This is a genomic window from Myxococcaceae bacterium (assembly GCA_016000045.1).
GTDB lineage: Bacteria > Myxococcota > UBA727 > UBA727 > JABDBI01 > AER2-1.
Window position 1 is genome coordinate 36454 of record JAECQY010000001.1, and the last position, 24737, is coordinate 61190.

Annotated in this window: 29 protein-coding genes and 1 tRNA gene; 7 read left to right on the top strand and 23 right to left on the bottom strand. The window is 48.5% G+C overall.

The annotated features are described in order from the left end of the window. Nucleotides 1-93 precede the first annotated feature (93 nt). Nucleotides 94-345, bottom strand: coding sequence for a hypothetical protein (locus I8H75_00185; GenBank protein ID MBH2005763.1), 252 nt, complete (start codon nucleotides 343-345; stop codon nucleotides 94-96). Between the two features lie 148 nt (nucleotides 346-493). Between I8H75_00185 and I8H75_00190 the strand changes: the two genes are divergently transcribed. From I8H75_00190 to I8H75_00210, 5 genes are all read left to right on the top strand, one after another. Continuing rightward, a tRNA-Leu gene (locus tag I8H75_00190) sits at nucleotides 494-577 on the top strand. 51 nt (nucleotides 578-628) lie between these two features. Then, the gene (locus I8H75_00195) at nucleotides 629-1039 is read left to right on the top strand and encodes a hypothetical protein (GenBank protein MBH2005764.1); all 411 of its coding nucleotides are present in this window, start codon (nucleotides 629-631) and stop codon (nucleotides 1037-1039) included. Nucleotides 1040-1060: 21 nt separating this feature from the next. Further along, nucleotides 1061-2197 carry a nicotinate phosphoribosyltransferase gene (gene pncB, locus I8H75_00200; GenBank protein MBH2005765.1) on the top strand — a complete coding sequence of 379 codons (1137 nt, stop codon included), beginning with the start codon at nucleotides 1061-1063 and terminating at the stop codon, nucleotides 2195-2197. Further along, nucleotides 2163-2723 carry a hypothetical protein gene (locus I8H75_00205; GenBank protein MBH2005766.1) on the top strand — a complete coding sequence of 187 codons (561 nt, stop codon included), beginning with the start codon at nucleotides 2163-2165 and terminating at the stop codon, nucleotides 2721-2723. The genes pncB and I8H75_00205 overlap by 35 nt, the downstream gene beginning before the upstream one ends. A 59-nt stretch (nucleotides 2724-2782) precedes the next feature. Continuing rightward, nucleotides 2783-3016: a hypothetical protein gene (locus tag I8H75_00210; GenBank protein ID MBH2005767.1), complete on the top strand. Its 234-nt coding sequence runs from the start codon at nucleotides 2783-2785 to the stop codon at nucleotides 3014-3016. Nucleotides 3017-3088: 72 nt separating this feature from the next. On the opposite strand, the gene I8H75_00215 is transcribed toward I8H75_00210, so the two are convergent. The 17 genes from I8H75_00215 to I8H75_00295 all read right to left on the bottom strand — a co-directional run bounded on the left by I8H75_00215 (nucleotide 3089) and on the right by I8H75_00295 (nucleotide 19615). Beyond that, the gene (locus tag I8H75_00215) at nucleotides 3089-3454 is read right to left on the bottom strand and encodes a hypothetical protein (protein MBH2005768.1); all 366 of its coding nucleotides are present in this window, start codon (nucleotides 3452-3454) and stop codon (nucleotides 3089-3091) included. Between the two features lie 124 nt (nucleotides 3455-3578). Then, nucleotides 3579-3815, bottom strand: coding sequence for a type II toxin-antitoxin system prevent-host-death family antitoxin (locus I8H75_00220; protein ID MBH2005769.1), 237 nt, complete (start codon nucleotides 3813-3815; stop codon nucleotides 3579-3581). Nucleotides 3816-3894: 79 nt separating this feature from the next. Then, nucleotides 3895-4743, bottom strand: a complete 849-nt coding sequence (gene ribF, locus I8H75_00225) for a riboflavin biosynthesis protein RibF (GenBank protein ID MBH2005770.1) — start codon at nucleotides 4741-4743, stop codon at nucleotides 3895-3897. Continuing rightward, nucleotides 4740-4952, bottom strand: coding sequence for a 30S ribosomal protein S21 (locus I8H75_00230; GenBank protein ID MBH2005771.1), 213 nt, complete (start codon nucleotides 4950-4952; stop codon nucleotides 4740-4742). The genes ribF and I8H75_00230 overlap by 4 nt, the downstream gene beginning before the upstream one ends. A 1-nt stretch (nucleotide 4953) precedes the next feature. Next, nucleotides 4954-7512 (bottom strand): DNA gyrase subunit A, encoded by a 2559-nt coding sequence (gene gyrA / locus I8H75_00235; protein MBH2005772.1) that lies wholly within the window; start codon nucleotides 7510-7512, stop codon nucleotides 4954-4956. A gap of 54 nt (nucleotides 7513-7566) precedes the next feature. After that, complete coding sequence (brnQ, locus tag I8H75_00240; GenBank protein MBH2005773.1) at nucleotides 7567-8709, bottom strand: branched-chain amino acid transport system II carrier protein; 1143 nt, start codon at nucleotides 8707-8709, stop codon at nucleotides 7567-7569. 54 nt (nucleotides 8710-8763) lie between these two features. Continuing rightward, nucleotides 8764-9201, bottom strand: a complete 438-nt coding sequence (locus tag I8H75_00245; GenBank protein MBH2005774.1) for a hypothetical protein — start codon at nucleotides 9199-9201, stop codon at nucleotides 8764-8766. Between the two features lie 30 nt (nucleotides 9202-9231). Further along, complete coding sequence (locus I8H75_00250; GenBank protein MBH2005775.1) at nucleotides 9232-10419, bottom strand: phosphoglycerate kinase; 1188 nt, start codon at nucleotides 10417-10419, stop codon at nucleotides 9232-9234. Further along, a complete protein-coding gene (gene gap / locus I8H75_00255; protein MBH2005776.1) occupies nucleotides 10413-11417 on the bottom strand; it encodes a type I glyceraldehyde-3-phosphate dehydrogenase in 1005 nt (334 codons plus the stop codon). The genes I8H75_00250 and gap overlap by 7 nt, the downstream gene beginning before the upstream one ends. Further along, nucleotides 11414-11671, bottom strand: coding sequence for a 50S ribosomal protein L27 (gene rpmA / locus I8H75_00260; GenBank protein ID MBH2005777.1), 258 nt, complete (start codon nucleotides 11669-11671; stop codon nucleotides 11414-11416). Before rpmA ends, gap begins: the two co-directional genes overlap by 4 nt. Beyond that, nucleotides 11661-11981 carry a 50S ribosomal protein L21 gene (rplU, locus tag I8H75_00265; GenBank protein ID MBH2005778.1) on the bottom strand — a complete coding sequence of 107 codons (321 nt, stop codon included), beginning with the start codon at nucleotides 11979-11981 and terminating at the stop codon, nucleotides 11661-11663. Before rplU ends, rpmA begins: the two co-directional genes overlap by 11 nt. After that, a complete protein-coding gene (locus I8H75_00270) occupies nucleotides 11978-12619 on the bottom strand; it encodes a prolipoprotein diacylglyceryl transferase (GenBank protein MBH2005779.1) in 642 nt (213 codons plus the stop codon). The genes rplU and I8H75_00270 overlap by 4 nt, the downstream gene beginning before the upstream one ends. Nucleotides 12620-12845: 226 nt before the next feature. Next, nucleotides 12846-13532: a 6-phosphogluconolactonase gene (gene pgl, locus I8H75_00275; protein MBH2005780.1), complete on the bottom strand. Its 687-nt coding sequence runs from the start codon at nucleotides 13530-13532 to the stop codon at nucleotides 12846-12848. Beyond that, the gene (gene zwf / locus I8H75_00280) at nucleotides 13514-14953 is read right to left on the bottom strand and encodes a glucose-6-phosphate dehydrogenase (GenBank protein ID MBH2005781.1); all 1440 of its coding nucleotides are present in this window, start codon (nucleotides 14951-14953) and stop codon (nucleotides 13514-13516) included. Before zwf ends, pgl begins: the two co-directional genes overlap by 19 nt. Continuing rightward, nucleotides 14950-15897: a decarboxylating 6-phosphogluconate dehydrogenase gene (gnd, locus tag I8H75_00285; protein MBH2005782.1), complete on the bottom strand. Its 948-nt coding sequence runs from the start codon at nucleotides 15895-15897 to the stop codon at nucleotides 14950-14952. The genes zwf and gnd overlap by 4 nt, the downstream gene beginning before the upstream one ends. Further along, on the bottom strand, nucleotides 15882-18398 hold the full coding sequence (gene tal, locus I8H75_00290; GenBank protein MBH2005783.1) for a transaldolase: 2517 nt from the start codon (nucleotides 18396-18398) through the stop codon (nucleotides 15882-15884). Before tal ends, gnd begins: the two co-directional genes overlap by 16 nt. A 35-nt stretch (nucleotides 18399-18433) precedes the next feature. Further along, nucleotides 18434-19615, bottom strand: a complete 1182-nt coding sequence (locus I8H75_00295; protein MBH2005784.1) for a hypothetical protein — start codon at nucleotides 19613-19615, stop codon at nucleotides 18434-18436. Between the two features lie 93 nt (nucleotides 19616-19708). Here I8H75_00295 and infA point away from each other — a divergent pair, with 93 nt between their 5' ends. Continuing rightward, nucleotides 19709-19927 (top strand): translation initiation factor IF-1, encoded by a 219-nt coding sequence (gene infA / locus I8H75_00300; GenBank protein MBH2005785.1) that lies wholly within the window; start codon nucleotides 19709-19711, stop codon nucleotides 19925-19927. A 46-nt stretch (nucleotides 19928-19973) separates the two neighbouring features. Beyond that, complete coding sequence (locus I8H75_00305; protein MBH2005786.1) at nucleotides 19974-20360, top strand: hypothetical protein; 387 nt, start codon at nucleotides 19974-19976, stop codon at nucleotides 20358-20360. Here I8H75_00305 and I8H75_00310 read toward each other — a convergent pair. From I8H75_00310 to ruvA, 5 genes are all read right to left on the bottom strand, one after another. After that, nucleotides 20357-21370 (bottom strand): type 2 isopentenyl-diphosphate Delta-isomerase, encoded by a 1014-nt coding sequence (locus I8H75_00310; GenBank protein ID MBH2005787.1) that lies wholly within the window; start codon nucleotides 21368-21370, stop codon nucleotides 20357-20359. The two genes, I8H75_00305 and I8H75_00310, sit on opposite strands and share 4 nt — an antisense overlap. A gap of 71 nt (nucleotides 21371-21441) precedes the next feature. Continuing rightward, nucleotides 21442-22311, bottom strand: a complete 870-nt coding sequence (locus tag I8H75_00315; protein ID MBH2005788.1) for an Rpn family recombination-promoting nuclease/putative transposase — start codon at nucleotides 22309-22311, stop codon at nucleotides 21442-21444. Nucleotides 22312-22389: 78 nt separating this feature from the next. After that, nucleotides 22390-23088, bottom strand: coding sequence for a hypothetical protein (locus tag I8H75_00320; GenBank protein ID MBH2005789.1), 699 nt, complete (start codon nucleotides 23086-23088; stop codon nucleotides 22390-22392). Between the two features lie 84 nt (nucleotides 23089-23172). Further along, a complete protein-coding gene (gene ruvB / locus I8H75_00325) occupies nucleotides 23173-24174 on the bottom strand; it encodes a Holliday junction branch migration DNA helicase RuvB (protein MBH2005790.1) in 1002 nt (333 codons plus the stop codon). After that, entirely contained in the window at nucleotides 24171-24731 is a 561-nt protein-coding gene (ruvA, locus tag I8H75_00330; GenBank protein MBH2005791.1) for a Holliday junction branch migration protein RuvA, read from the bottom strand. Before ruvA ends, ruvB begins: the two co-directional genes overlap by 4 nt. Nucleotides 24732-24737: the final 6 nt, after the last annotated feature.

Sequence of the window (24737 nt, forward strand, 5' to 3'; positions counted from 1 at the left end):
TGTGGTTCAGCACACAACAAGGACAGAGTTGTATGCGCTTTTTTAGCATTAGTCTAATAGGCAATTGATTTTTTGCACTTAGCCCAATTAACGCTATTTATTCCAAGAAGAGCTCCAGTGTTCAAGCGCGTAGGTCAACAAATAAGGACCTGTTCCATCGAGGACCCCAAGAGAGGCCTTGTTTTTTCGAAACAGCAATCGATATTGTTCACGATAAGCTCGCATCAGCTGCATGCAACGCTTGGTTTTACACAAAACAACTTGAACGCAACGCAGGTGCTCAGAGCCCTGCGCTGTTGTATCGAAAGATACGAACTCATTTTGCAGGCACATTCCACCCTTCATGCTCACACCCAGCAAGCAACAACAAACATAGGGCGCTGAATTTGAGCAGCATTTGGTTGAGCGGGCTTCTAGCGCGAGGTGAATGGATTGACAACAGGAGACCTGATCTTGACAGGAAAGTCATAATATCCCATGGTATCCTCTGCTTGCCCAGATGGCGGAATTGGTAGACGCGCTAGGTTCAGGTCCTAGTGAGGGAAACTTTGTGGAGGTTCGAGTCCTCTTTTGGGCATTGGTTTTTAATCGCAGGCTACACGATGAAAGACAGGTTAGGATTGCCTTCATGATTGACTGGAAACAACTCATTGAAACGGAAGAAAAGACGCGCAAAGCAAGTCACAAAGCCCACGAGCTCGATTGGCAACAAGAGGCCGCTTACAGCTTGTGCGAGCTTTACTATACCCAGTTTCGCACCCAACGCTACGGCTCAAACCAGAGAATTGACCTTAGGCCAGGCTCTGACTTTAATCGTTTTATGACTTCGCATATGGAGCCGCTTGGCCAGTATGAAGTGTGGGATGCCTTATTTCCCAACAAGATTTCAGCCACTTCGGCTGGTGCCTTAGACGAAGCCTTGAACTTATTAGCCGATTCTAAGATTGTCGATCGCGTTTACTCAGGCGATATTATCACCGTTCAAAAGCTGGTACACACCATTCGTAAGAAAAGAGCCAAATATCTGGATAATCTGTGATGAGTAGATGGGTCCGAAATCATGATGACAGACTACTACCAAATCACCATGGCTTACGCTCATTGGAAGCAGAATCGCCATAAGACTCTGGCGCGATGCCAGCTTTTCTATCGCAAACCTCCCGCAGGAGAAAAAAGCATCGTGGCCTGTGGCCTTGATACGGCCATTCAGTTTCTGGAAGCATTTCGATGGAGCGAGGCCGATCTCGCGTTTTTGCAAGCGAATCATTTTGAGCCCGAGTTTATCAATCACCTAAGAACTCTTCGATTCACAGGGTCCCTATACGCTGTGCGTGAAGGAGAGCGTTGCGATCCTTGGGAGCCCATTCTTCAGCTTGAGGCTCCGATCGTTGAAGCCCAGCTGCTGGAAACACCTCTCCTCAATCTCATCAATTTTCAAAGCCTCATTGCGACCAAAGCGCATCGGATCTGTCAAGCAGCTCAGACCGACCCTGTGTACGAATTTGGTTTGAGACGCGCCCAGGGTCCCAATGGGGCCTTGCTCGCCAGTCGCGCTTCCTACATCGGTGGATGCGCTGGGACTTCTAATTTTGAGGCAGCGGTTCAATTTGGAATCCCTCCTCGGGGAACGATGTCTCATGCCTGGGTGATGGCGTATGAGAGAGAATCGGAGTCCTTCGAAGCTTACTGCCAAGTTTATCCCGATCATACCATCCTGGCGGTGGATACCTACGATACGCTCAGGGGAGTCCAAGCGGCCATTCTGCTCGGCAAAAAACTCAAAGGAATTCGATTGGATTCGGGCGATCTTTTGCATTTGAGTCGAGAGGCTCGCAAAATGCTAGATGAAGCGGGACTTTATGAGACCCAAATCATAGCAAGCGGAGATCTCGACGAGAAAGCAATTGCACACCTCAAACAAAACCAAGCACCCATCGATGCTTGGGGAGTCGGAACTCGCTTGGTCACTGCATTCGATGAGCCAGCATTAACCGGTGTTTACAAGCTGATTGCAGTGCAGCGAGAAGATGGCATCTGGAGAGACTGTCAGAAAATCTCCAACGATTTGGGCAAACGTTCGCCCAACGCACGTTGGAGAGAATCTCTTAAGCTAATGCCCATTTTTGACCAAGGTCGATGCTGCTATCAGCGACCCAACCTGCATGAGATTCGAAGCTATGCTCATCAAGCTTCCTGAAGTTCCTCAAGGTAGCCGAATCGGCATTTTAGGAGGAAGCTTTGATCCTCCTCACCTCGGACACCCAACACTCGCCTTGGCAGCATTGGCCACTCATTCTCTGGATCAAATTTGGGTGATTCCCTGTAAAGAGCACCCATTCTCCAAAAAGCTGACGGTCTTTGAACATCGATTTAAAATGAGCCAGTACGCTTTTCGTCGGATTCGGGATGTTGAAGTGCTGGATATTGAGCGCCATTTGCCAATTCCAAATCATACTTACATAACACTCATGGAGATCTTGAAACTGCGTCCTGATCTCGATTTAAGTTTGATTTTAGGCAGTGATCTTCTAGAGGGTTTAAGTACCTGGAAGCAGGCTAAAGAATTACAGAAGATGTTTAAGATTTATGTCTTTGATCGTGCAAGCTTGTGCCCTTCAATGTCGAGTACGAATATTCGAGAAATGGCGTTTCAGGGCTTCTATGAACATCTCGATGTCGCAGTGCAAGCTTACATTCGGAAAAAACGTCTTTACAGGTCATGATTTTGTTGCCATGACGACATGGAATCGACTGTATCGATCTTATCAAATGGAGAATTACAATGTCAGAAAAAATAATGAAGGTTGGTTTGAAACGTGAAAAAGGTTGGCTATACTACTTGAACTCAGATTTAAATATCCAGCGTTCAAGAATGGTGGTTGGGGGGCAAAGAAAAGATCCCAATCAACGGCCAGAGCTTGTTCTAAAAACAGGAATGAAGCGAGATCCGGGCTTTCTCTACTTTGTCGACAAAGTCGGAGATATTGCACGCACGCAAGCTAAGCGCGGACGATAGAAAGTTTTGAGAATCTAGGCCAAGTCATCCTAGACCATGGCCATAGATTGGGTGGGGCCTTTCCTATTGCTTCTATCGGGGGCAAGCTTTGGGAACAACTGCGTACAGCTCTTCTTCGTGAGCGCGTAGACAGTCTCCTGTTTCCCAATAAAGTTTGGTTTTAGGACCTTCTACCTCCTTCAACCAGCAACTTCGATTAAAATGCGGGACTGCGCGCGTGCCACAAGCAATCCCCCAAGGATAGAGAGTCACAGACAACGAACACTCTTGCAAAGTCTTGGGACAATCGATCGAATGAAAAGCGAAATCGGTGTTGCCTTCGCACCAAGTGTCCGCACAAAACCAATCGATGTCTTCTAGAAGTTTCTTTTCGACCGCAGGAGATAAGAGAGAAACAAAGAAAATCGCGCTAAGCATACTCGATGAAACAAGCTCCATCGTGAAGCCTATTCCATCCTGATGTCAAATTTCGACCTTAGAGCGGTTCCGGTTTGAAATGGTTTAAACACTGTGGGTACTAAACGGCCCGCGAGCATAAGAGCCTGCGTATCCAGCAAGATTTTCATACATACTCTTGAAAATCTTTAGGAATCTCATCAAATGCTGAGAGCATGGTGATACCCGTTGCAAAGCCAAGCGCCCTCGGCCCTTGCGATTGGGAAAACGGCATGATTTTTGCGATGGGACGACCGCGATTCATAATCATAACGTTTTCTCTCTGAAGCGCTTTTCTAACAGCTTCTGAAAATTTTTCCTTTGCTGCATAAAGATTATAGTAATTGGTAAGCTGATTGTCCACAATCTCATACTAGACCTAGTAGGTCTTATTGTCAAACTATTGCCCGAGTTCAACAAATTGGAGACTGGGAAAGGCTGGCTTACATCCCTAAGCTTATGCCAAGCTTGATGTCTTGGATATCGCGTCTAATTTGCTCTTGTAATGCTTCCACCGAAGCAAACTTTTGCTCATCTCGAATACGTTTTTGAAACTGGATTTCAAGTCGCTGTTCATAGAGATCGCCGTCGAAATCAAGAAAATGAGTTTCAACTTGCGGGACCAAATGCGCTCCTAGAGTGGGCCTTAGGCCAATGTTACAGGCCCCAAACCCGGCTTGTGGAGAAAACACCGCGTAAACACCATGAGGGGGCAGAACGTCTTGTTCCACATCCAGGTTCGCCGTTGCAAAGCCGATCGATTTTCCTCGACCGGCTCCTCGAAAGACGGTTCCAGTCAGTGCGTAGTTATGTCCTAAGAGCTCTCGAATTTGTTCAGAATTGCCTGCGCGAATCGCTAAACGCACGCGAGAAGAAGAACAGACAGACCCTCCTATCGATACCGGATCGATTGCATGAGTCTCAAAACGCGGATCCGACTCTAAATCCAATCGATTGCCGGAAGCTTGATGCCCAAACACGAAATTGGATCCAATCACCAAATGCTTGGTCTTCAACTTGGAAACGAGAATTTGTGCCATGAATACATCGGGTGGAAGGCTTGAAAATTCAGGGACAAAAGGCTGAAAAAGGACCTGATCCACGCCCAAAGAACGAAGACCTTGCTCTTTCTGAAGGTCGGTCATCAACCTGGGAGCCCCTCGAGGATGAGGAGTCAGGGTCAAAACCAGGATGGGAAGGTTTTGGGAACCCTTCAGTTGCAGCGCTTTTTCGATGAGAACTTGATGGCCTCGGTGGAGGCCATCAAAATTTCCGATTAAGACAATGCTCAAACGGTTCCTTTCGGAACAAATACGCGTTTCTCACGCTTTCGAGCGCGTGCCTCAGCGGCTCGTGCTTTCAGTTTCTTCTTAATGGAGGGTTTGACATAGTGTTCGCGCTTACGAACTTCTTTCAAAACACCCGACTGCTCGACTTTACGCTTGAATCGCTTCAAAGCGCGATCGATGGGTTCACCATCTCGGACTGCTACTTTCGTCAAATTATTCACCTCCTTCGTTGAGTTCTTCGGAATCCTCATTATCATCAATTCGAGTCACTGCAATAACCCTTTCGGTACTATTGCGGTCCACGGAAATCAGTCGAACGCCTTTCGTGTTTCGGCCAATTTCAGACACATCGCCCGCTTTCATTCGGATCAATATTCCAGCGTCGGTCGTTAGCATGACATTATCTTGCTCTGAGACCTGAATCGTCCCGCAAACACGACCGTTGCGTTCATCACACTTAATCGTAATTAGACCGATCCCACCACGGGTCTGGCATCGATATTCTGCTACATCGGTTCGCTTTCCATAGCCAAACTCTGTAACGGTTAGAATGCTGGATTTATCGCCCAAGACTTCCATGCTTACCAGCTCATCGCCCGTTCGCAGTGAGACTCCACGAACCCCGGCCGCTTGCCTGCCCATCGGGCGCACATCAGACTCTCCGAATCGAATCGCCATACCGGCTTTGGTCGATAGAATAATGTCATTTTTGCCTTCTGTGATTTTAACACCGACTAATTCGTCGTTGTCTTCAATCCCACAAGCGATCAATCCCGAGCTTCGAGGACTTGAATAAGCCATCAAATCCGTCTTCTTAATCTTGCCCCACTTGGTGGCCGTGACCACAAATGCCTTGCCTTCTTCCGCAGGAAAGTGGCGAACCGGCAAAATAGTCCGAACTTTTTCATTTTCGGAAAGTTGGATCAAATTCACAATCGGTCGACCTTTGGATTGAGGGCCTGCCATCGGCAATTCATGAACCTTGACCCAAAATACACGACCCAGGTTGGTAAAGGCCAGAAGGTAAGCGTGCGTCGAAGCCGAAAAAGCGTCTTCAATAAAATCTTCTTCCTTCGCTGTGACGGCTGTTTTACCTTTACCACCACGGCGCTGCGACCGATAGTTGGCCAGTGGAGCGCGCTTGATATAACCCTGGTGGGAAATGGTGACCAACATGTCTTCTTCGGGGATCAAGTCTTCATCGGTCATCTGGCCTACGCCGCCAATGATTTGAGACCTTCGAGGTGTTGCAAATTGAGCTTGAATCTCGATCAATTCACCCTTAATCACACCCATCATGACTTTCAAATCGCCCAAAATTTCGAGCAATCGCGCAATGGTATTGAGCAATTCTTGGCCTTCCGAGACCAATTTTTCACGTTCTAAGCCGACCAAACGAGACAAGCGCATTTCCAAAATCGCTGCTGCTTGAGTTTCATCCAATTGCGCAAAGCCTTGCTTTATCCACGAATCAATTTGATCCGTCGGGGCCGAAGCAAACAAAGCAAGTTGCTCAGAACCCATGAATCTCTCTTCGCACAAACGCGTTTTTGCTTCTTCGGTATTCTTGCTCGAGCGAATGATTTCGATGACCCGATCAATCGCATCGAGGGCGACCAAAAGCGAAGCAACAATATGAAAACGCTTCTGAGCTTCCTGAAGCTCATATCGACTTCTTCGCGTCACCACTTCGCGTCTGAACGAAATAAACTCTTCTAAAACATCGCGCAGACCCAGGGTACGAGGTTGTCCTTGCACAATCGCCAGCTGATTGACGGGGTAAGAAGTTTGCAAAGGTGTCAGCTGATAGAGCTGGTTCAGGATAACATCGCCCATCGCATCGCGCCGCAGATCAATCGCGATGCGCATACCATCTCGATCCGATTCGTCGCGAATGTCCGTGATCCCATCCACGCGTTTGTCTCGTACAAGCTCGGCAATACGCTCCAAGAGTCGAGCCTTGTTAACCTGGTATGGAATTTCATCGATGATGATTTGCTGGCGTTTAGCGCGTTCGTTATACTCAACCGCCGCTTTTCCACGAAGTACAACCGAGCCTCGACCCGTTTCCAGAGCCGAACGACAGCCTTCAGTACCGCAGATGAAACCACCCGTTGGAAAATCAGGACCCGGCACCATTTGAAATAAAGCCCGATTGTCAATCTCCGGTCCCTCTTCATACTTTTCAGCAATGACCGCCAACAACGCAGTAATGATTTCTCCGAGATTGTGCGGAGGGCAACGGGTGGCCATGGCCACCGCAATTCCTTCGGATCCGTTCACCAAAAGATTCGGGATGCGAGAAGGCAGAACCACAGGCTCTTCCACGGTCCCATCAAAATTGGGAATGAAATCAACCGTATTTTTTTCGATATCGCGTAAAAGCTCTTCGGCAATTTTTGCAAGCCTGGCTTCCGTATACCGGTAAGCAGCCGCGGGATCCCCATCCACGCTACCGAAATTCCCTTGACCATCAATCAGCAGTTCGCGCATGTTCCAAGGCTGAGCCATTCGAACCAAGGCTTCGTATACAGGCATATCGCCGTGGGGGTGATACTTTTTGAGCACTTCCCCCACCACACCGGCGCATTTGGAAAACTTTCGAGAAGAAAGTAAACCTTCCGAATACATGGCGTATAGAATTCGGCGGTGAACCGGCTTCAAGCCATCGCGCACATCGGGTAACGCACGGCCAATGATGACGCTCATGGAATAATCGCGAAAAGAGGTACGAAGTTCTTCCGCAATGCTAATGGAGTGAATGTCGGACATAAGAGGCCTCAACTTAAGCTAAAAAGGCTGAAATGACAATGGCTGCACCTGCTTCTAAAGCATCATCGCAATCAAAGTGATCAACAAAGTCGCAAACACCGGTACTTTGACGAATCGAAAGCCAAAAAGCTTATGCGCCAGATTGACGATCGCTAAAACAATCAACGCCGGGTAACAAGCAACAATCAAAGGGACAATCAACCCCATCAGTTTGGCAAAACCTAAGTTGGCCATCGAACCGCTGATCGCCGTTGTCATCAAAAGACAGAGCGGGTAGCTCAATTTTTCCCGAAAAATGGTCTTTCGAAGATAATCCGCAAACACAGTCGTCAGGGCTAAAGCAGTGACCAGGCAAGACACGGCCACTGTTGCATTGGTCAGGATGCCTCCCTGAGGCCCGAGGATATAAGGAGCTAGCGCATTTAAGAGCTCGTATCGGTTTATATCCCCCACCGAAGGCCCGTGGAAAGCCGCTACTAAGCAAAAACCCGCGTAGACCAGGCCGAGTAAAACAGCACCCACACAACCTGCTTTCAGCCCCTCAATTGCCAAGCGTTGATAGCTGGTTTCTTTGCCAAGCCCTTGTTTCAGGTTGGTCAGAATGAGGCCAGCAAAAAAAATGGTTCCCAAGAGATCCATGGTCCCATAGCCTTCCACAACTCCCTTGAGAAGAGCCTCGGAAGGAGCCCAATCGCTTGGATTAGGAGATCCGTGAACCCAGAATAAGCCCACAATAATAATGCTTAAGAGCAAGAGAAGCTTGACGGGACCCAGAAATTTTCCAATCAAATCCACCACGGTGTTTTGCTTCAGCGCAAAGAGAAAAACCACACCGGAAGCTAAAAAGCTGAAATAACCCAATGAAAAATCGGGAAAATACCACTTGGTGGCAGCAAACGCCGTATTGATGCACCGAGGAATCGCCCCAAACGGGCCGATTAAAATCATGCACACGGCTGCCATCAAAATGCCAGGAATCACTCCCACGCGTCCCAAAAACTGCCGGTAGTCTCCATCGTACAGAACGGTCGATACGAGCCCAAGCAAAGGAACAACGACAGCCGTTAGGCAAAAACCCGTCACAGCCCAACCCACTGAAGCGCCGGCTTCTCGACCCAGGGCCAATGGAAACACAACGTTGCCCGCGCCAAACAACATGGCAAACATGGCTATCCCAGCTGATATCGATCGCGGCATAATCTGACGCCTGTAGCAGGCCATAAGAACCTTGGCAACGGGGACAAAGTGCCCTTAGAGTTCAGCCCAGAAGCGATACTGACTGCTGACTCGCTTGCCATCAAACGCAATCGAATAGGCTTGGATTTTTGAACAACCCGCCGTTTGCAATTCCTGATAATACGCTTTTTCTTCGACCTGCTTCAGACCCGCTGAAGCCTTCAAACCCATTTGACTTCGATCAAAATACCCGGATCTTTGCAGGCATCGCTGTGGTGCTTGAGAAAATTCAAAACGGACCAGGGATTGTAAATCGTCTGTCTTTTTTCGCCAAAAAGTAGTCCAAATAAAAATCTTGGCTAATGTCGTACACGCTGATGTTATTGAGATCGGAAAACAGGCTTCCTTGGAAATTCGCGTCATCACAGCCTTGTATAGGAAGGCAACGGCTTCCGGAAAAAATCCGTTGAGGTAAGCCTGTTGCAAGGGCGTGTCGTATTCATCAATCAACACCCAGACTTTTTGATTAGGGAAGAGAGGCAATCAAAACTTGTTTTTCAGTCCAAGAATACCCGGTAAATCAACTCCTTGAATATACTCAAGACTTGCGCCTCCACCGGTTGAAAGATAAGATATTTTGTCGGACAACCCAACTTTGCTCAGAGCGGCTACCGAATCTCCACCGCCCACCACACTGAATGCCTCGCTTTCTGCAACCGCTTTCGCAATCGACTCGGTTCCAGCAAAGCCAGATTCCCACTCAAACAAGCCTACCGGGCCATTCCAAAAAATAGTTTTGGCAAAATGAATGGCTCGCTCGCATTGGGTGCGCGTTTGAGGACCTATATCGATTCCAATATCTTGCTCGCGCATGTGAGTCACAACCTCAGCCAAGGCTTCGCGTTTCAATTCGGAAACCACCACATGATCGGTGGGAAGAATAACCGATACGCCCAGGCTGGAAGCTTTTTGAAGAATTAAATGAGCCATATTAAGCTTATTTTCTTCGAAGAGGCTTCGGCCGATAGGAAGTCCTTTAGCCTTCAAGAACGTGTATGCCATCGCTCCACCAATGATCAACGTATCCACTCTGGGAAGGAGCTGGGCAATCACACCCAACTTATCGCTGACCTTAGCTCCCCCCAAAATAGCCACAAAAGGCTTTTTCGGAGCAACCGTGATTTGGTTGAGGTTTTCAATTTCTTGCCGAATCAAGAAGCCAGCGCACTTGATCGGGATAAATCGCGTTATGGCATCCACAGACGCGTGAGCACGATGCACCGTTCCAAAGGCATCGTTGACGTAGGCATCCATATTTTGCGACAAAAGCCGAGCGAAAGCCTCGTCATTTTTCTCTTCGCTTGGGTGAAATCTGAGGTTTTCCAACATCAAGATTTCACCGGGCTTCATTTCTGCAACAAGCTTTTTAACTCCATCGCCAATGCAGTCGTGGGCAAAAACAATGTCCTGTCCAAGCAATTCATGAAGTCGCACCGCTACAGGCTCCAGCGAGCACTCAGGCCTTGACTTACCTTTAGGCCTGCCCAAATGGCTTGCTACGATGACTTTCGCTCCGCATTCGCGAAGGTAGTGAATGGTAGGAAGACAAGCACGGATCCGTGTATCATCGGCAATGACGCCCGGTTGCTCAAAGGGAACGTTAAGGTCTAAGCGGCAAAATACGCGCTTTCCAAGCCAATCGATTTTGGGGTCGTCTAGGTAGGTCAGCACGATTGAGCCATCAAAGACAATAAATCAACAGCACGGTTGCCAAAGCCCCACTCGTTATCGTACCAAGCCAGAACCTTGACGAGGTTGCCACCCAGTACTTTGGTACAGCCGGCATCAACAATCGACGATTCGTTCGTTCCGTTTAAGTCCACGGAAACCACCGGATCTTCGGTATAACCCAAGATCCCCTTCAAGATACCTTGTGAAGCTTCTCGCAGTTTGGCATTCACTTCTTGCACAGTCGTGTCCTGATTCAAAACAGCCACCAAATCAATGCAACTGACATTGGGAGTCGGTACTCGAATCGCCATTCCATCAAATTTGCCTTCCAATTCCGGAAGCACCAACGCGACAGCCTTGGCTGCGCCTGTGGTCGTCGGAATCATGGATAGGGCTGCCGCACGCGCGCGGCGTTTGTCTTTGTGTGACAAGTCCAGAAGTTGTTGATCGTTGGTATAGCTGTGAATCGTTGTGACAGAAGCTTTTTTGATCCCGAAATGATCGCTCAAGACTTTAGCAACCGGCGCGATGCAATTGGTGGTACACGACGCAGTGGAGACGACTTGCATCTTGGAGTCAAACACGTTTGAATTCACTCCGTAGCAAATCGTAGCGTCCGGTGCTTCTCCGCTGGTGGGTGCGCTGATCAGCACCTTTTTAGCCCCAGCTTGGATATGCAACAGGGCCTTATCGCGACTTAAAAAGTGACCGGTTGATTCCAAAACCACATCCACTTCCAAGTCCTTCCAAGGCAAATCCAGTGGATCTTTCCGCGAGTATACCTGAAGGGTTTTGCCATTAACCATCAAAGCTTCTTTTTCCGCTCGGACTGTTCCAGGGAATCGTCCGTGGACGGAATCGTACTTCAAGAGATAAGCCATCGTATCCACATCGCTGAGATCATTGATGGCTACAACTTGAAGATCGGATCTGTTTTGAATGATCCGCAAGACCGCACGTCCAATGCGACCGAAGCCGTTAATGGCAATACGCTTCATACAACCGGATAGACGTTGGCGTGGATGCGTTCTTGGCTGGTGCGTTCAAACTTGACCACTCCGTGGGTCAACGCAAACAAGGTGTGATCTCGGCCGCAACCCACGTTCTTACCCGGTTTAATTCTCGTTCCACGTTGGCGGACGAGAATATTGCCGGCCAGAACTTGCGTTCCATCCGATCGCTTAACACCCAAATACTTCGGGTTTGAATCTCGCCCGTTTCGAGTTGAGCCTTGCCCTTTTTTATGTGCCACTGTGAACCTCGTTAATCAAAACTTCAACAAAATGCTGACGGTGTCCTTGAGACTTTTGGTAGCCTTGGCGTCGTTTTTTCTTGAAGACCAGTACTTTTTTGTCTTTGCCGGTGCTCAGCACGGTTGCTTGAACCTTCGCATTCGATACGAGAGGTTTGCCAAGCTTGACCGCTTCTCCACCAATCATCAAGACTTTATCAAAGGTAACGGCGTCGCCGGCTTGATAAGTCCGAGTGAGATCGAGCTTCAAGCGCTCGCCAGCAGAGACACGATGCTGTTTGCCAGCAGCTTCAATAATGGCATAAGTCATGTTGTAATCCTTGTTTGGCGCAATTGACTGGATTTTACGAGAAATGTCAAGAGAGCTAGGCAGATCCATTGGGAAGTAGATAATCCCAAGGCCCAGAAGCCCCGATTCTCATCCGTGCGAAGAAACTCAATCCCAAACCGAAAGACACCATAATATCCTAAAAATTGTTTCCAGTCCTTGGCAATCCAGATCAAAGAGAATGCGTACAAAGATTCAATGAGTTGTACAGGAATGCCTCCGACGCCTTCGCAGCAACCCGTGACATAGCAGCCAATACGCCCAAACCCGAGACCCGTGCACAAGGCGGGGACGCATAAGTCTGCATATTCTCTTATCTCTGACCAGAGACTCGCAGCCATGAGAGCGCCCAAGATTCCGCCCAACAAAACGTAGCCTGGATCGCTCCAACGAAAAGCATGGCCTGGATCGTCGTATATCAAGTCCCAAGCGCTGACAGCAATGGTTCCATTGCTGAGCCAGTGCCCTTTGGCTTCAAACAAAACATGGGCCCATTTAGAACCCACAAGCCCAGACACAACCAGTGTCAGCCAAACGAATAGAGTTTTTGAAGAAAGCTTTTGAGCTTGCCAACACTTTCCCAAAAACACCGCAGAACCGATGGCATAAGCTCCGCTCATAAAGCAAAAATAAGTTTCCAAAACTTCTGTTCAACCATTCCGTGCTCAGCCGTATTTCACGATTCCTTTTCAACCCAAAAGATCATCGACACCGGGTCTCGACCAACTCTGCTTCAGAGGACAGCAAGTCCAGAACGCGGGTCCCATGACCTCATAAACCACCTCAAACCGGAACCGCTCTAGAACATCGCAAGAAAAGCTCGTAGGGGCTCATGAGACTTCTTGCCTAACTAGAACAGGAGCTAAAGACTTCGAAAGCTAGAATCGGGCAACTTCGTATCCGTTGACAAGGGTATAGCACTTGATCTTCTGACGCCTGCAGGACTTGCTCTAGAATCATTTTTTTTTCAGGACCTGAAACCAGGAAACGAATTTCTCGAGCCTGATTGATCGCATCCGGCAACAAAGTAATGCGGTACTCGCCTTGGCGAGCCACATAAATGGCCGCTACTTTGCTATTAACAGGCAGAGAAATGCCTGGAAATAACGAGGCAGTGTGACCATCTGTTCCAATGCCCAAATACACCAAATCCAATCGAAGCTCCTCGAGATTCTTAGCATAACGCAAAGCGCATTCATGAGGATCGGCTAATCCAGTCTCTATTGCGTGAATATGAGCTTTGGAAACCGGAACGTGATCCAGCAGATCGTGCTTGGCGCTTCCGGCATTGCTTCGCGGGTGTTCGATTGGCACGTAGCGTTCATCGCTCCAATAGATATGGACCCTGGACCAATCGACCGGGATCGTTTTCAGCGCTTCCCATACAGGCTTCGGAGTTCTTCCACCAGATAGCGCCACATTGAATCGACCGCGCTCCGCGATCGCTTGTTCCGCAAGCGTGTTAAACTCTTCAGCCGCGTAGCGGGCGAATTCCGATTCGGATTCAAAGTTTATTAAATTATATTTCGCCATTTTCGACCTTCTCTTTCCATTAATTCACTTGCTTCTTGAGGACCCCAACTTTCAGAGCCATAATTTGGAAAATCTCGAGGAGGAAGCGCATTCCAAACATCCAAAATCGGTTGAACCACTCGCCAACCGGTTTCCACCATATCGGCTCTTTGGAATAAAGTGCTATCGCCCATCATGCAATCGTATAACAAGGCCTCATATCCCGTTCCAGGCCGCGATCCGAAATAATCGCGATACTGAAATTTCATGTTTACATCTTCTAACTTCACCACCGGCCCGGGCACTTTGGCACCGAATCGCAGAGAGATCCCTTCTTCAGGTTGGATATGGACGACGAGCAGATTAGGAGACAAATTCTCAACCTGCGTTTCCTTGAACATTACCGCCGGAGGAGTTTTGAATTGAATGGCAATCTCCGTAGCGCGCTGAGGCATTCTTTTTCCCGTTCGGAGGTAGAACGGAACACCTGCCCAGCGCCAATTGTCCACCATCAAACGAAGCGCCACAAAGGTTTCCACATTGGAATCCGGCTTCACATCTTTAGAGGATCGGTACTCTCGATACTGCCCGCGAACGACGTAACGGATTACATCTTCGGGCTTTAGAGGCTGAATCGCGCGCAATAATTTGGATTTTTCATCTCGAACCGCATCCGCGTCTAAGGAAATCGGAGGTTCCATGCCAACATAGCTAAGCAACTGAAAAATGTGGTTGGGAACCATATCTCGAAGGGCCCCTGCCGTTTCATAGTAGTTGCCTCGAAGCTCAACACCCAAACTTTCCGCTACCGTAATTTGGACGTGATCAATGTAGCGCCGGTTCCAGATCGGTTCGAAAATGCCGTTTGCAAACCGAAACGCCAATAGGTTTTGGACCGTCTCTTTGCCCAAATAGTGATCAATTCGAAAGATTTGATGTTCTTGTAAAATTCGTAAAATATCCGCATTCAGCTTCTGAGCGCTTTCCAGATCACGCCCAAAGGGTTTTTCGATAATCACTCGACGGCGAAATCCATTCGATTCATCCACAAGGCCCAACTGCCCAAGCAGCTTAATGATTTTAAGAAAAAATTGAGGAGGAACGGCTAAGTAAAAAATATGATTCCGATTTGGGTCCAAGGCTAATTTTAAGGATTGGAATGTGCTTTCTTGGGTTAAATCACCCGAGATAAAATGCGTATTTTCCATTAACTTTTCGCCAAAGGCTTTGGAATCCGAATCCGATACAAAACTCTCCACGTTGCCTTTCATGGTATTTCGAAAAGCCTCTGGGGTTTGCTCGGTGCGTGCAACACCAAATAAAGAAAAGTGATCCGGCAATAGCGAAGCGGCTCCGAGGTTACACAGAGCAGGTAACAGCAATCTCTTGGTTAAATCTCCGCCCGCACCAAGAATCACGAGTTGACAATCTGTAGCCTTCATTTTTCAACATGCCCCCCGAATTGAAAGCGCATGGCGGACAAAGTTTTTTCCGCGAAGCTGTGGTCTTGCCTCGAACGGAATCTCTTAAACAAAGCCGTTGAAAGAACTTCTGCAGAAACACCCGACTCAACGGCAGCTTGAACGGCCCAACGCCCTTCTCCTGAATCCCCAACCTGTCCCGTATAAGAATCCAATTCGGGATCTTGCTCTAAAGCCATCGCGGTCAGGTCCAGAAGCCAGGATCCAATCACACTCCCTCGACGCCATACTTCCGCAATGTCTTTCAGGTTGAACGAAAACTCACTAGAACCTTTTAAAATATCAAATCCTTCAGCATAAGCCTGCATCAAGCCGTACTCGATTCCATTGTGAATCATTTTGACATAATGGCCAGCTCCTACCGGCCCACAATGCAAGTAGCCTTGCTCGGCTGGGCGCAAGGGACCCCCCTCGCCAGCCGTACGTTCCAGATCTCCGGCTCCCGGAGCCAAGGTCTGAAACAGAGGTTCACAATGCTCAAATACAGCTCGATCGGCCCCAATCATTAAGCAATATCCTCGTTCTTTTCCCCAAACCCCTCCGCTGGTTCCGACATCCACGAAATGGATCCCCGCTTGTTGGAGGCGATCGGCTTGTTTCCGATCATCCTTGTAATAAGAGTTTCCGCCATCGATCACGATATCTCCGGCTTCCAGCGTATGGGCCAAGGCTTCCATCGTACCCTGAGTGGGTTGACCCGCAGGAAGCATCACCCAGACCACACGTGGAGCGCTTAACTGGTTTTTCAGATCGGCAAGAGAGTAAGCGGCCAAAGCTCCTTGCTGCTGAAGCTGGTCTATATGACTCGGCTGAATATCGTGCACCACGCACGTATGCCCTCCATCGAGGAGGCGCTGAGCCATCTTGGCCCCCATTTTGCCTAATCCGATCATTCCAATTTGCATAATTCCTCCAGGCTAATACATAAGATTCTGCGCTCCCTTTCGCATAAAACACGCGCGTCGCCCAGTGCCTGTGCGCGTTTAACCTGATTAAATGTATAGCCACGGTTGGGAACCGAAAGATCGGGCTTCGAGTCTTCAAACACCTGAAGCGCAACACAGGTGTTAGGTCCTCCTTTGTGAAGTTGACCGGTAGAATGCAAAAATCGAGGACCGAATCCAAGAGTGGTGGCAACTTGCTTCTCATCGCGGATTTGATGCCGGAGCTTTTGTAGAAATTCTTGATTTTTGGAATTCATGTTCACAAATGCTTGAATAGCCACATAGTCTCCAGGCCGAATCTGCAGGAGCCAATGTTCATAATCTTGAAGGGTACTCGATGGATAAGCCGGTATCTGCTCAGGGTGTTCCATCAAAGCGCGCGCAGCTATTTTAGCGGCTTCAACATCGGGCTGATCAAAGGGATTGATCCCTAAGATTGGACCCACCATCGCAGTCGCCACTTCCCATCGATAGAATTCGCCTCCCAAATCTTCTAAGTCGGAAATCTCGATTCGGATAACGGGTTGACCCGCACGTTCCAGGGCTTCCACGCCGTGCTCCAGCTCTGGGTCACCGCATAGTTTAAAAAATACAAAGGCTCGATCGTTTCCATAAACACTTGGATCCGCCAAAGACTCGCCCACGATCGGAATCAAACCTTTGCCTTCTTTGCCAGTGGATTCTGCCAGCAATTGTTCGATCCAGTCGCCCAAAGGTGCCAAGGCGCTTGAAGTCAGCAGGGTGACTTTATCACGTCCTTGAAGAGCCAATTGTCCCAACGTGAGCCCCAGCTGAGCGCCTGGGTTTTTGAGGGGTTCGAGAGAGCGACAGGCATGACGCATGCGCTTGGCACTCGCCAAAATCGCGTTCACATCAATTCCTCTATAAGCCGCTGGAACCAGGCCAAAGTTGGATAGCGCAGAATAGCGTCCCCCGATCGACCGCACTCCTGGATAGATCGCAAAAAATTCTCGCTCTCGGGCTACTTTCTCCAGCGCCGAACCCGAGTCGGTGATGGCGATAAATTGAGCCGGATTTTTGACTTTATCCCAAAAATAATCCAAGAAGATATTCGGCTCTAATGTGCTTCCGGATTTGCTGGAAACGATAAACAGTGTCTTTTTCAGATCAATCTGGCCTTCCATATCGGCGATTTGCGCCGAGTCCGTAGAATCCAGCACCCAAAACCTTGGCCATGCATCCTGTTTTTGAAGCAAACGTGAAAGAGTATCGGGAGCCAGGCTCGAGCCTCCCATTCCGAGCAAAACAATCGATTGAATTCCTGTAGGCAAAGGTTTTAACTGGCAAGGCTGGTCCTCGAGCACGTTCAACCAACCCATCCATGGACTCGATTTGGCTTGCTCGAACAGATCGGGAACTGGCAAAAGGCGAGCGGGGTATTTCGCCGCAATGGCACTCAACATCTTATCAAACGGACCCGTAAACAAACGAATCCCTTCGGTTAAAAGCGAGTCGGTCACACTCTGAAGCGAAATCCCCTTTTTTTCGAGTGCTTCCAAATCCGCTTTCGCTTCTTCTAAACGCGTCTCTAATTTTGGGTCCCAATTTCCATGATCTAAGAATGCCTCATACGTAGCGGGTGGAAGCGTATTGACCGTATCAGGCCCGATCAGCTCTTCCACGTACAAAACATCTCGATAGGTCGGATTCTTTGGACTGGTACTGGCCCATAATAAACGTTGTTTATGCGCTCCGCGCTGACTCAGCTGTTTCCAGCGATCGGATGCGTAAAGCGCTTTGTAGACTTGGTACGTTTGCTTGGCATTGGCGATCGCGATTTTACCCGCCAATTCTGGAGCCAAGGAGTCTATCACCGAATCAATGCGACTAATAAAAAAGCTGGCGACACTCGCCACATGAGCCACGGGAAAGCCTTGCTCGACCCGCCGTTCGAGTCCCTTCATGTATGCCTCGGCGGCTTGAAGGTAGAGCTCTTGGGAAAATAGCAGCGTCACATTAACCGGGATCCCTTGAGCAATCAATTCTTCGATCGCCGGAATGCACTCGGGCGTCGCAGGGACCTTGATCATCAGGTTCGGTCGATTCACGCGTGCCCACAGGCGTTTTCCTTCCGCAATCGTTCCCGCGCAATCAAGCGCTCGATGAGGCGAAACTTCTAGGCTCACGTAGCCATCCAGCGCATTCGTTTCTTGGTACACTTCGAGCAAAACATCGGCAGCGTCTTGAACATCTCGAACCGCTAAGGCTTCGTAAAGCTCGATCGGCTTTAAAAGCTGCTGCTGGTTCAAAGCGTTCAGAAAATCATCGTAATCGCTTCCGGAGGCAACAGCCTTCTCAAAAATCGCCGGGTTCGAAGTAACCCCTCTTAAACCCTCTTCCTGTACCTTGCGTTTCAGCTCACCAGAAGCAATCAGACCACGTTGAATAAAATCAAGCCAAATCGACTGACCCACTTGACTAAGTTCTTGGAGCGCGTTCATGCGCCAAGTCTAGCATAAATTCAAGCAATCGTTCGTTAATCTCTTACACGAAGTGCTTCGTAGACTTTTTTTCCTCTGGGAGACATGAGCTGCATATCGAAGTAATCGGCGTTTCTCTCCAGTTCCTGGAGCGCGGTTCGGAGCCCCAACTGGATGCTTGGGTAAACCATGCCTTCGGGAAGCTCGATATCTTGACAGTTGTTTTTCAGGTTAAAAGCGTTGCAGTAGTCTTGAGTCGGTTCCTCGCAACTTCCTTGGTAGGGGGAAACCATCGCAGATACCCAGCCGCGCTTGCTCACATGCGTCAGAACCGAACCAGACGCTTTCATTTTGGGCCATACCATATCTCGCAAGAATAGCTCATCATCGCCGTAGCGAAACCGATACGGAAAGTAGGTCATCGCCTGGTGTAAATCCGAGAATTCACCTGCCCCTTCGTGCCATCCACCCCACCAACTGGCCGTAAGAGGGCCGATGCAAATCGGCACCAGATGCGCTCGATGATAACGATGCCCACTCGCGATCCATTCGCCTATTGAAAATGCTTCTGCCCCTGTCATGACCCAGTCTGCATCTCGAAGCAAATAGCGAATCCTTTGCCCGGGTGGCATCTTCTCGGCTGCGACTAAGAAACGCCAAAAAGTAGCATCTTTCCCCACTTTTTGAAGACCATTATCCACGTAAGCAATCTCGACACCGGCCTCAAGAAGCTCCTGGATCTGTTTCGAACTCAGTTCACCTTCCAGAGGTTTCTTTTTTCCTTTGGGAACATACACACGAGGCGTAAAGGTCTCGAGCCCCCAGACAGCATCGGTCACCCCATTCACACGCTTTAATACCTGAAAGCTCTTCAAAAAATCCAAGAGGCCTGCGTAATAGATCGGATTCTTCCCAAATAGGGAAAAGGCGATCACACGGGCCTCGTTGGAAGTTTTCCAGAATGCTTTTTGAGTCGAGATGGGATTTGGCGAAACGTGATTCCGGTAAACATACTGCCAAACATCGACTTGCGGGCAAAAGGGTTGACAATCGCTGCTTGCCCGACGATCGTAATACAGCGTGTGAGCATAAGCCTCCGAAAGACGCTTGGGAAGAACCGGTTTTAAGACGGTCACCAAATGATTCGCTCTTCCTTTTGCCGAAACATCCCCACTCCCACTAACCGAAACACACGAACCCACCAGAATACTCAGAATTAAAAATAAGAAATAAAACACAAGGCAGATCTTGTTTATTAGAAGATAAAAGGTCAATAGGGACTTGTTTTTAGTATGGATTTTGCTATGTTTCATGCTTGCAAGGAGAGTTTGATGTCGCGTGAAGACCAGATTGAAGTCGATGGAACCATTAAGGAAGTCCTCCAAGGAGGTATGTTTCGCGTCACCCTTGAAAATGGACATGAGGTTCTTGCTTACACTTCTGGAAAAATGCGTAAACACTTTATCCGGATCGTGTTGGGGGACAAAGTTCGCGTTGCTCTATCTCCCTACGACCTCACGAGGGGACGAGTTATTTTCCGCTCGAAATAGTCGTTTCTGAGGATTTGTGCTAGCCTAAGGAAAGGAAACGAAGTTCATGACTCAGAAACGTCGGATTTTTTTACAAAATGCCCTGACCCTTTTGTGCGAAGCACAAAAACAGGCTTCCAACTTCAAAGATGAGACTCAAGGTGAAATCCGTCAGGTGATGCATCAAGTTGCAGCTCAAGCCAAAGAAAGCGTGAATCAGCTGATTGTAGCTTGGAATGAAAATAAAAGCTGCCTCCCGTCCAAACTCAGTTCGGAGATGGATCGCATTTTAGATAAAGTCGGCATCTTGAAGAAAACGAAGCCTCGAGCTACCCCGAAGAAAGCCACTGCCAAAAAGTCTGCAGCTCCTAAAAAGAAAGCAGCCTCCTCAAAAGCCGCTCCCAAAAAACCGAGAGCTCCTCGTTCATCAAAAATCGTCGATCTCACACCCTAAGCACAAAAGCTCTGTTTCGCATTTAAGACCCCAGAGGCAAACTCAGCGATTCGCATTTCATCAATGACTTGTTCCAAGAACTCGAACAAAGCCCTCTCCCCGGCCATGGCTGCGAGCAAGATTGGGCGAGCCATCGACGCAATATCAGCTCCTAAATGAATCGCTTTAAGCGCTTCTTGGCCATTCTGAATCCCACCACAGGCGATCAGGGGAATTGTTTTGGAGACCGCGCGAACATTTTGAATCGACCGAGCCGTGGGAATACCCCACTCTCCAAAACGCAAAGCCATGGCTCTTTGTTCGCTCGAAGTCGAGCACAATGCTTCGACTTTGGACCAGGAAGTTCCACCAGCACCCGCACAATCCAGACCAGAAACCCCCATCGAAATCAAGCGTCGTGCCGATTCTTCGGATAAACCAAAACCCACCTCACGCGCGAACACGGCAACACCACGTTTCTGAAAATATTCGCAAAGGCGGACCATGGAAGGCTCTAGTTTGCGATAATCAACGTCTCCTTTTTGGCACACTTCTTGCATGGCATTAAAGTGAACAAATAAAGCATTGGCTTCCAACATATCCACGGCACGTTGAATGCTTTCGTTCGGCAAACCTTGAGCGACCTGCGCGGCACCGATATTGGCAAAAATACAAACATCAGGAGCCAAAGATCGGATTGAAAACGTTGATTCAAGTTCCGGATTCTCGATCGCTACACGCTGACTCCCGACTCCCAAGGCAATGCCAAAGTGCTGCGCAGCTCGAGCCCATAGCCGGTTCAGCTCAGCTCCTCGCTGCACTCCCCCAGTCATCGGTGCAATCATCAAAGGAGCTTTCAATTTCTGATTCAAAAATGGAACGGAGAGATCGATTTCTTGGAGCGCAATGCTTCTTCCCGCCTGATTCTCAAGCTCAACACACTCAAATCCAGCGCTCTTTCGATACAAAACTTCGTCGCTCAGACAAGCTTCTAGATGGGCCAGTTTGGAATGCGGATCACGAATACTCATAGAGATTCCGATGTTGCTATGGGATGCAGCAACCGTCAATCGGTCCTGGAATGACGATACGCACCCGCTCCTTAAGAATTTAGTTCTTTCTCAAGCTGCTCAATTTGCTCAAGGACGAGATCGGTGGCTGCCGCAATCAGAGATTTATCCAGACCAAGCTTTAACAGCTTGATCGCTGTTTCTACTTTGCCTTCGGCTCGGCCTTTCGCTTCGGCACACAGGTAGTAATCTTGCTCGGAGGCACTTTGTTTCAGATACCGCCAATAGTCCCTGCGCTCGACATCCGTCATCTTGAGGATCTGAAGCCGTTCAGAAACTTTTTCCATCCCTCTCGATTGGAAATCAGGGCGAATTTGTTCATGTTTGGCCATATAAAGCCACTCATCGATTTCACTTCGAATCTCATCATTGAATTTCGGGATGCAGACGAAAAAATACTCTGGAAACACGTTGTAGATATCCAAGTCTTTGGAACCGTTAGCGGACAAATGCAACGATACGGGATTCTGCGTGTCTCTCTCATGAATAATCGTCTTCCCAAAGGCCAAGGCGTGGTTCATTTGAGGGACTTCAAAATAGAGCAGGCTGATGTGAAACACTTTTTTAATCTGGGTAAAATCTTGACCTTGCTCCAGACTATCGATCATTCTGCGAGAAGTATTAAAGCAGGCTTTATGAGCAAAATGCGTGGTGTAAGAACGCTCAATCTCCACCACATACTTAACGCCATGAGCGTCTTCTACCACCAAGTCTGCGATGCTTCGCTTTTGGTCTTTGGCTTCTTTTTGACTTTCAGGATCGATTAAGGCCTTAATCTTGACCGGTGGATAACCTTCAGTAGCCAAAAGAGCCGATAGAAAGCTCTCAATAATGTCATAATCTGCCTGATTTTTGAGCAGGTATTTGATGGCATAATCGAAACTGATCAAAGGTTTTTCCATGAAAAGTGTATATACCCTATTAGGTGGTTAAATTCAATCGACAAGGTTGAAATGAGGCCCTGCATGACTGAAACATCGTCATTTTTCCTGAGTTCGTCTCACTTGCGAACAACGGCAGCCTAGGCTCTGTGGAATATCTGGATTGCTGGCGGCTGCTTGTAGGTGGCTCGAATTCACGGATGGAGAGGCCTGTGTTTCATCAGAAACAGGAATTGCCAGTAAACGTAGAGACTCTTGAATCGGAATCGCAGGAAGCGTGAGATAATCTCCATTTTCTTTCACTCTCGACTCCAAGGTTTTGTTGCCGTTTTGAATAAATTGAATCCCTTTGAAAATGAAGGCATAATAAGACTCCAAACGAATGGCTTGCTTGCTCTTCGTTAAGAGACCCACCACACGTTCTCCCTGCCCAGGAATTGAAGTCAGAACTGGAGAGCCTAAAAGAGGAGGTTCCAGTCCGTCCAATAAAAATAGGGATTCAGGGCTGATGCGATCGATCCAATTGGACGTGGATTGTTGCAAATTTGAAAAATAGATGGGGCAACCCTCTTTGATAAAACTCCGTTCCGCCATTTGAATGATAGGAACCGGATTCGGCAAACTCTTTCCTAATTTCAAAATAGCCAGGTTTGCATCAGGGCTTTGGATCGTTTCCAAGATACGCGTACGATAAGGCCATACAATCGAGGTGTGGGATCCCAAACAGGTTTTTAAGGACAAAACAATATCGGGCTCGATGAGAACACCCGCGCAGGTCGGATTCTCAAGCCATACCACTCCCCTATCTCGATTTGCCCCAAAACAAAGACCCCCGAAAAAGATCAGGAAACCATAAATCAAAACCATCGAGAGAAAAACAGCTCAGGAACCCAACTTAGTCCACTTGAGCTTTTCATAAGCCTTCTTTAAAGCAACCCGTCCTCTTGGCGTTCGCATCAAGTAGCCCTCTTGGAGCAAATAGGGTTCGTAGACATCCTCCAAGGTGGTCGCCGATTCTCCTAGTGCTGCTGCCAATGTTTCGAGCCCAACGGGATGACCTTCCGCGACCTCAATCAAATAGCCCAATATCCGTAAATCCATTTGATCGAGCCCGCCCGTTGCAACCCCGAGGCGACGAAGTGTATCTTCGGCAATGCCCATCGTAATTTGACCCGAATGCAGTACTTCGGCAAAGTCTCGAACTCTTCTCAACAACCGATTCGCAATCCGAGGCGTTCCACGACTGCTATCCGCAATCGTCTTGGCAGCCAAAGCATCGATTCGAACGCCAAAAATATGAGCAGACCGCAGGACGATTTGCGTGAGTTCTTCGATCGAATAAAATTCAAGCCGGGCAGCAAAGCCAAACCGATCCCGTAAAGGAGACGTAAGCAAACCAGCCTTGGTGGTAGCTCCCAGAAGCGTAAAAGGTTGAATGTTCAGAGGAATGCTTCGAGCATGCGCCCCTTCACCGATCACAACGTCAAATCGAAAATCTTCCATGGCCGGATAGAGATTTTCTTCAATCACACTGCTAAGGCGATGAATTTCATCAATAAACAAAATATCACCGTGCTGTAAATTGGTCAAAATACCAGCCAAATCCCCTTTTTTCTCCAAAGCAGGGCCTGAGGTTACATGAATCGAAGCGCCCAGCTCAGAAGCTAAAATATGGGCTAGAGTTGTTTTCCCAAGCCCTGGAGGGCCTGATAACAAGATATGATCCAGGGGCTCTTGTCGCTGTTTGGCTGCACGAGCAAATACCCGTAGATTCTCGATCAAGCGTTCCTGGCCAATATAATCAGCAAACTGCTGCGGACGCAGGGATGGCTCCTGAGGATCTTCGGAAGTCATTTGGGTACATAGAATTGATTCGGAAGTCATTGAATTCCTCGCAAGGCTTCTCGAACCAGTTCAGGCAATGGCTTTTGCGCATGAATCAAAGATTCAACGCGCTGAATCGCTTGCTCGGCCTGTTGCGGCTTATAGCCAAGATTTAAGATAGCCGATCGCAAATCCATCGAAAGAGAGGAGGCAACAGGCTCCATTTTATCCTTGAGTTCCAAAACCAACCTCTGGGCCATCTTAGAGCCAATCCCGGGGAGCCGCGTGAGACTGGCAATATCTCCAGACGCAATCACCTGAGTGAGGCGGGCCGGATCTCCATTGGACAGAAGGCTTAGAGCCATCTTCGGTCCGATCCCAGAAACACTGATGAGCTTTTCAAAACACAACAACCCTTCTTCTGACAGAAATCCGTAAAGCTCAATCGCGTCTTCTCGCACATGGGTATGAACATGCAAAACCACGCTGCTGCCTTCAGGCCCCAAACAAGACAAATCTCCCAGGGACATCGCTACCCGATACCCGACTCCACCCACTAAAACAATCAGGCTTCTCAAAGATTTCGCCTGGAGTTGACCACTCAAAAATGCAATCATATGATA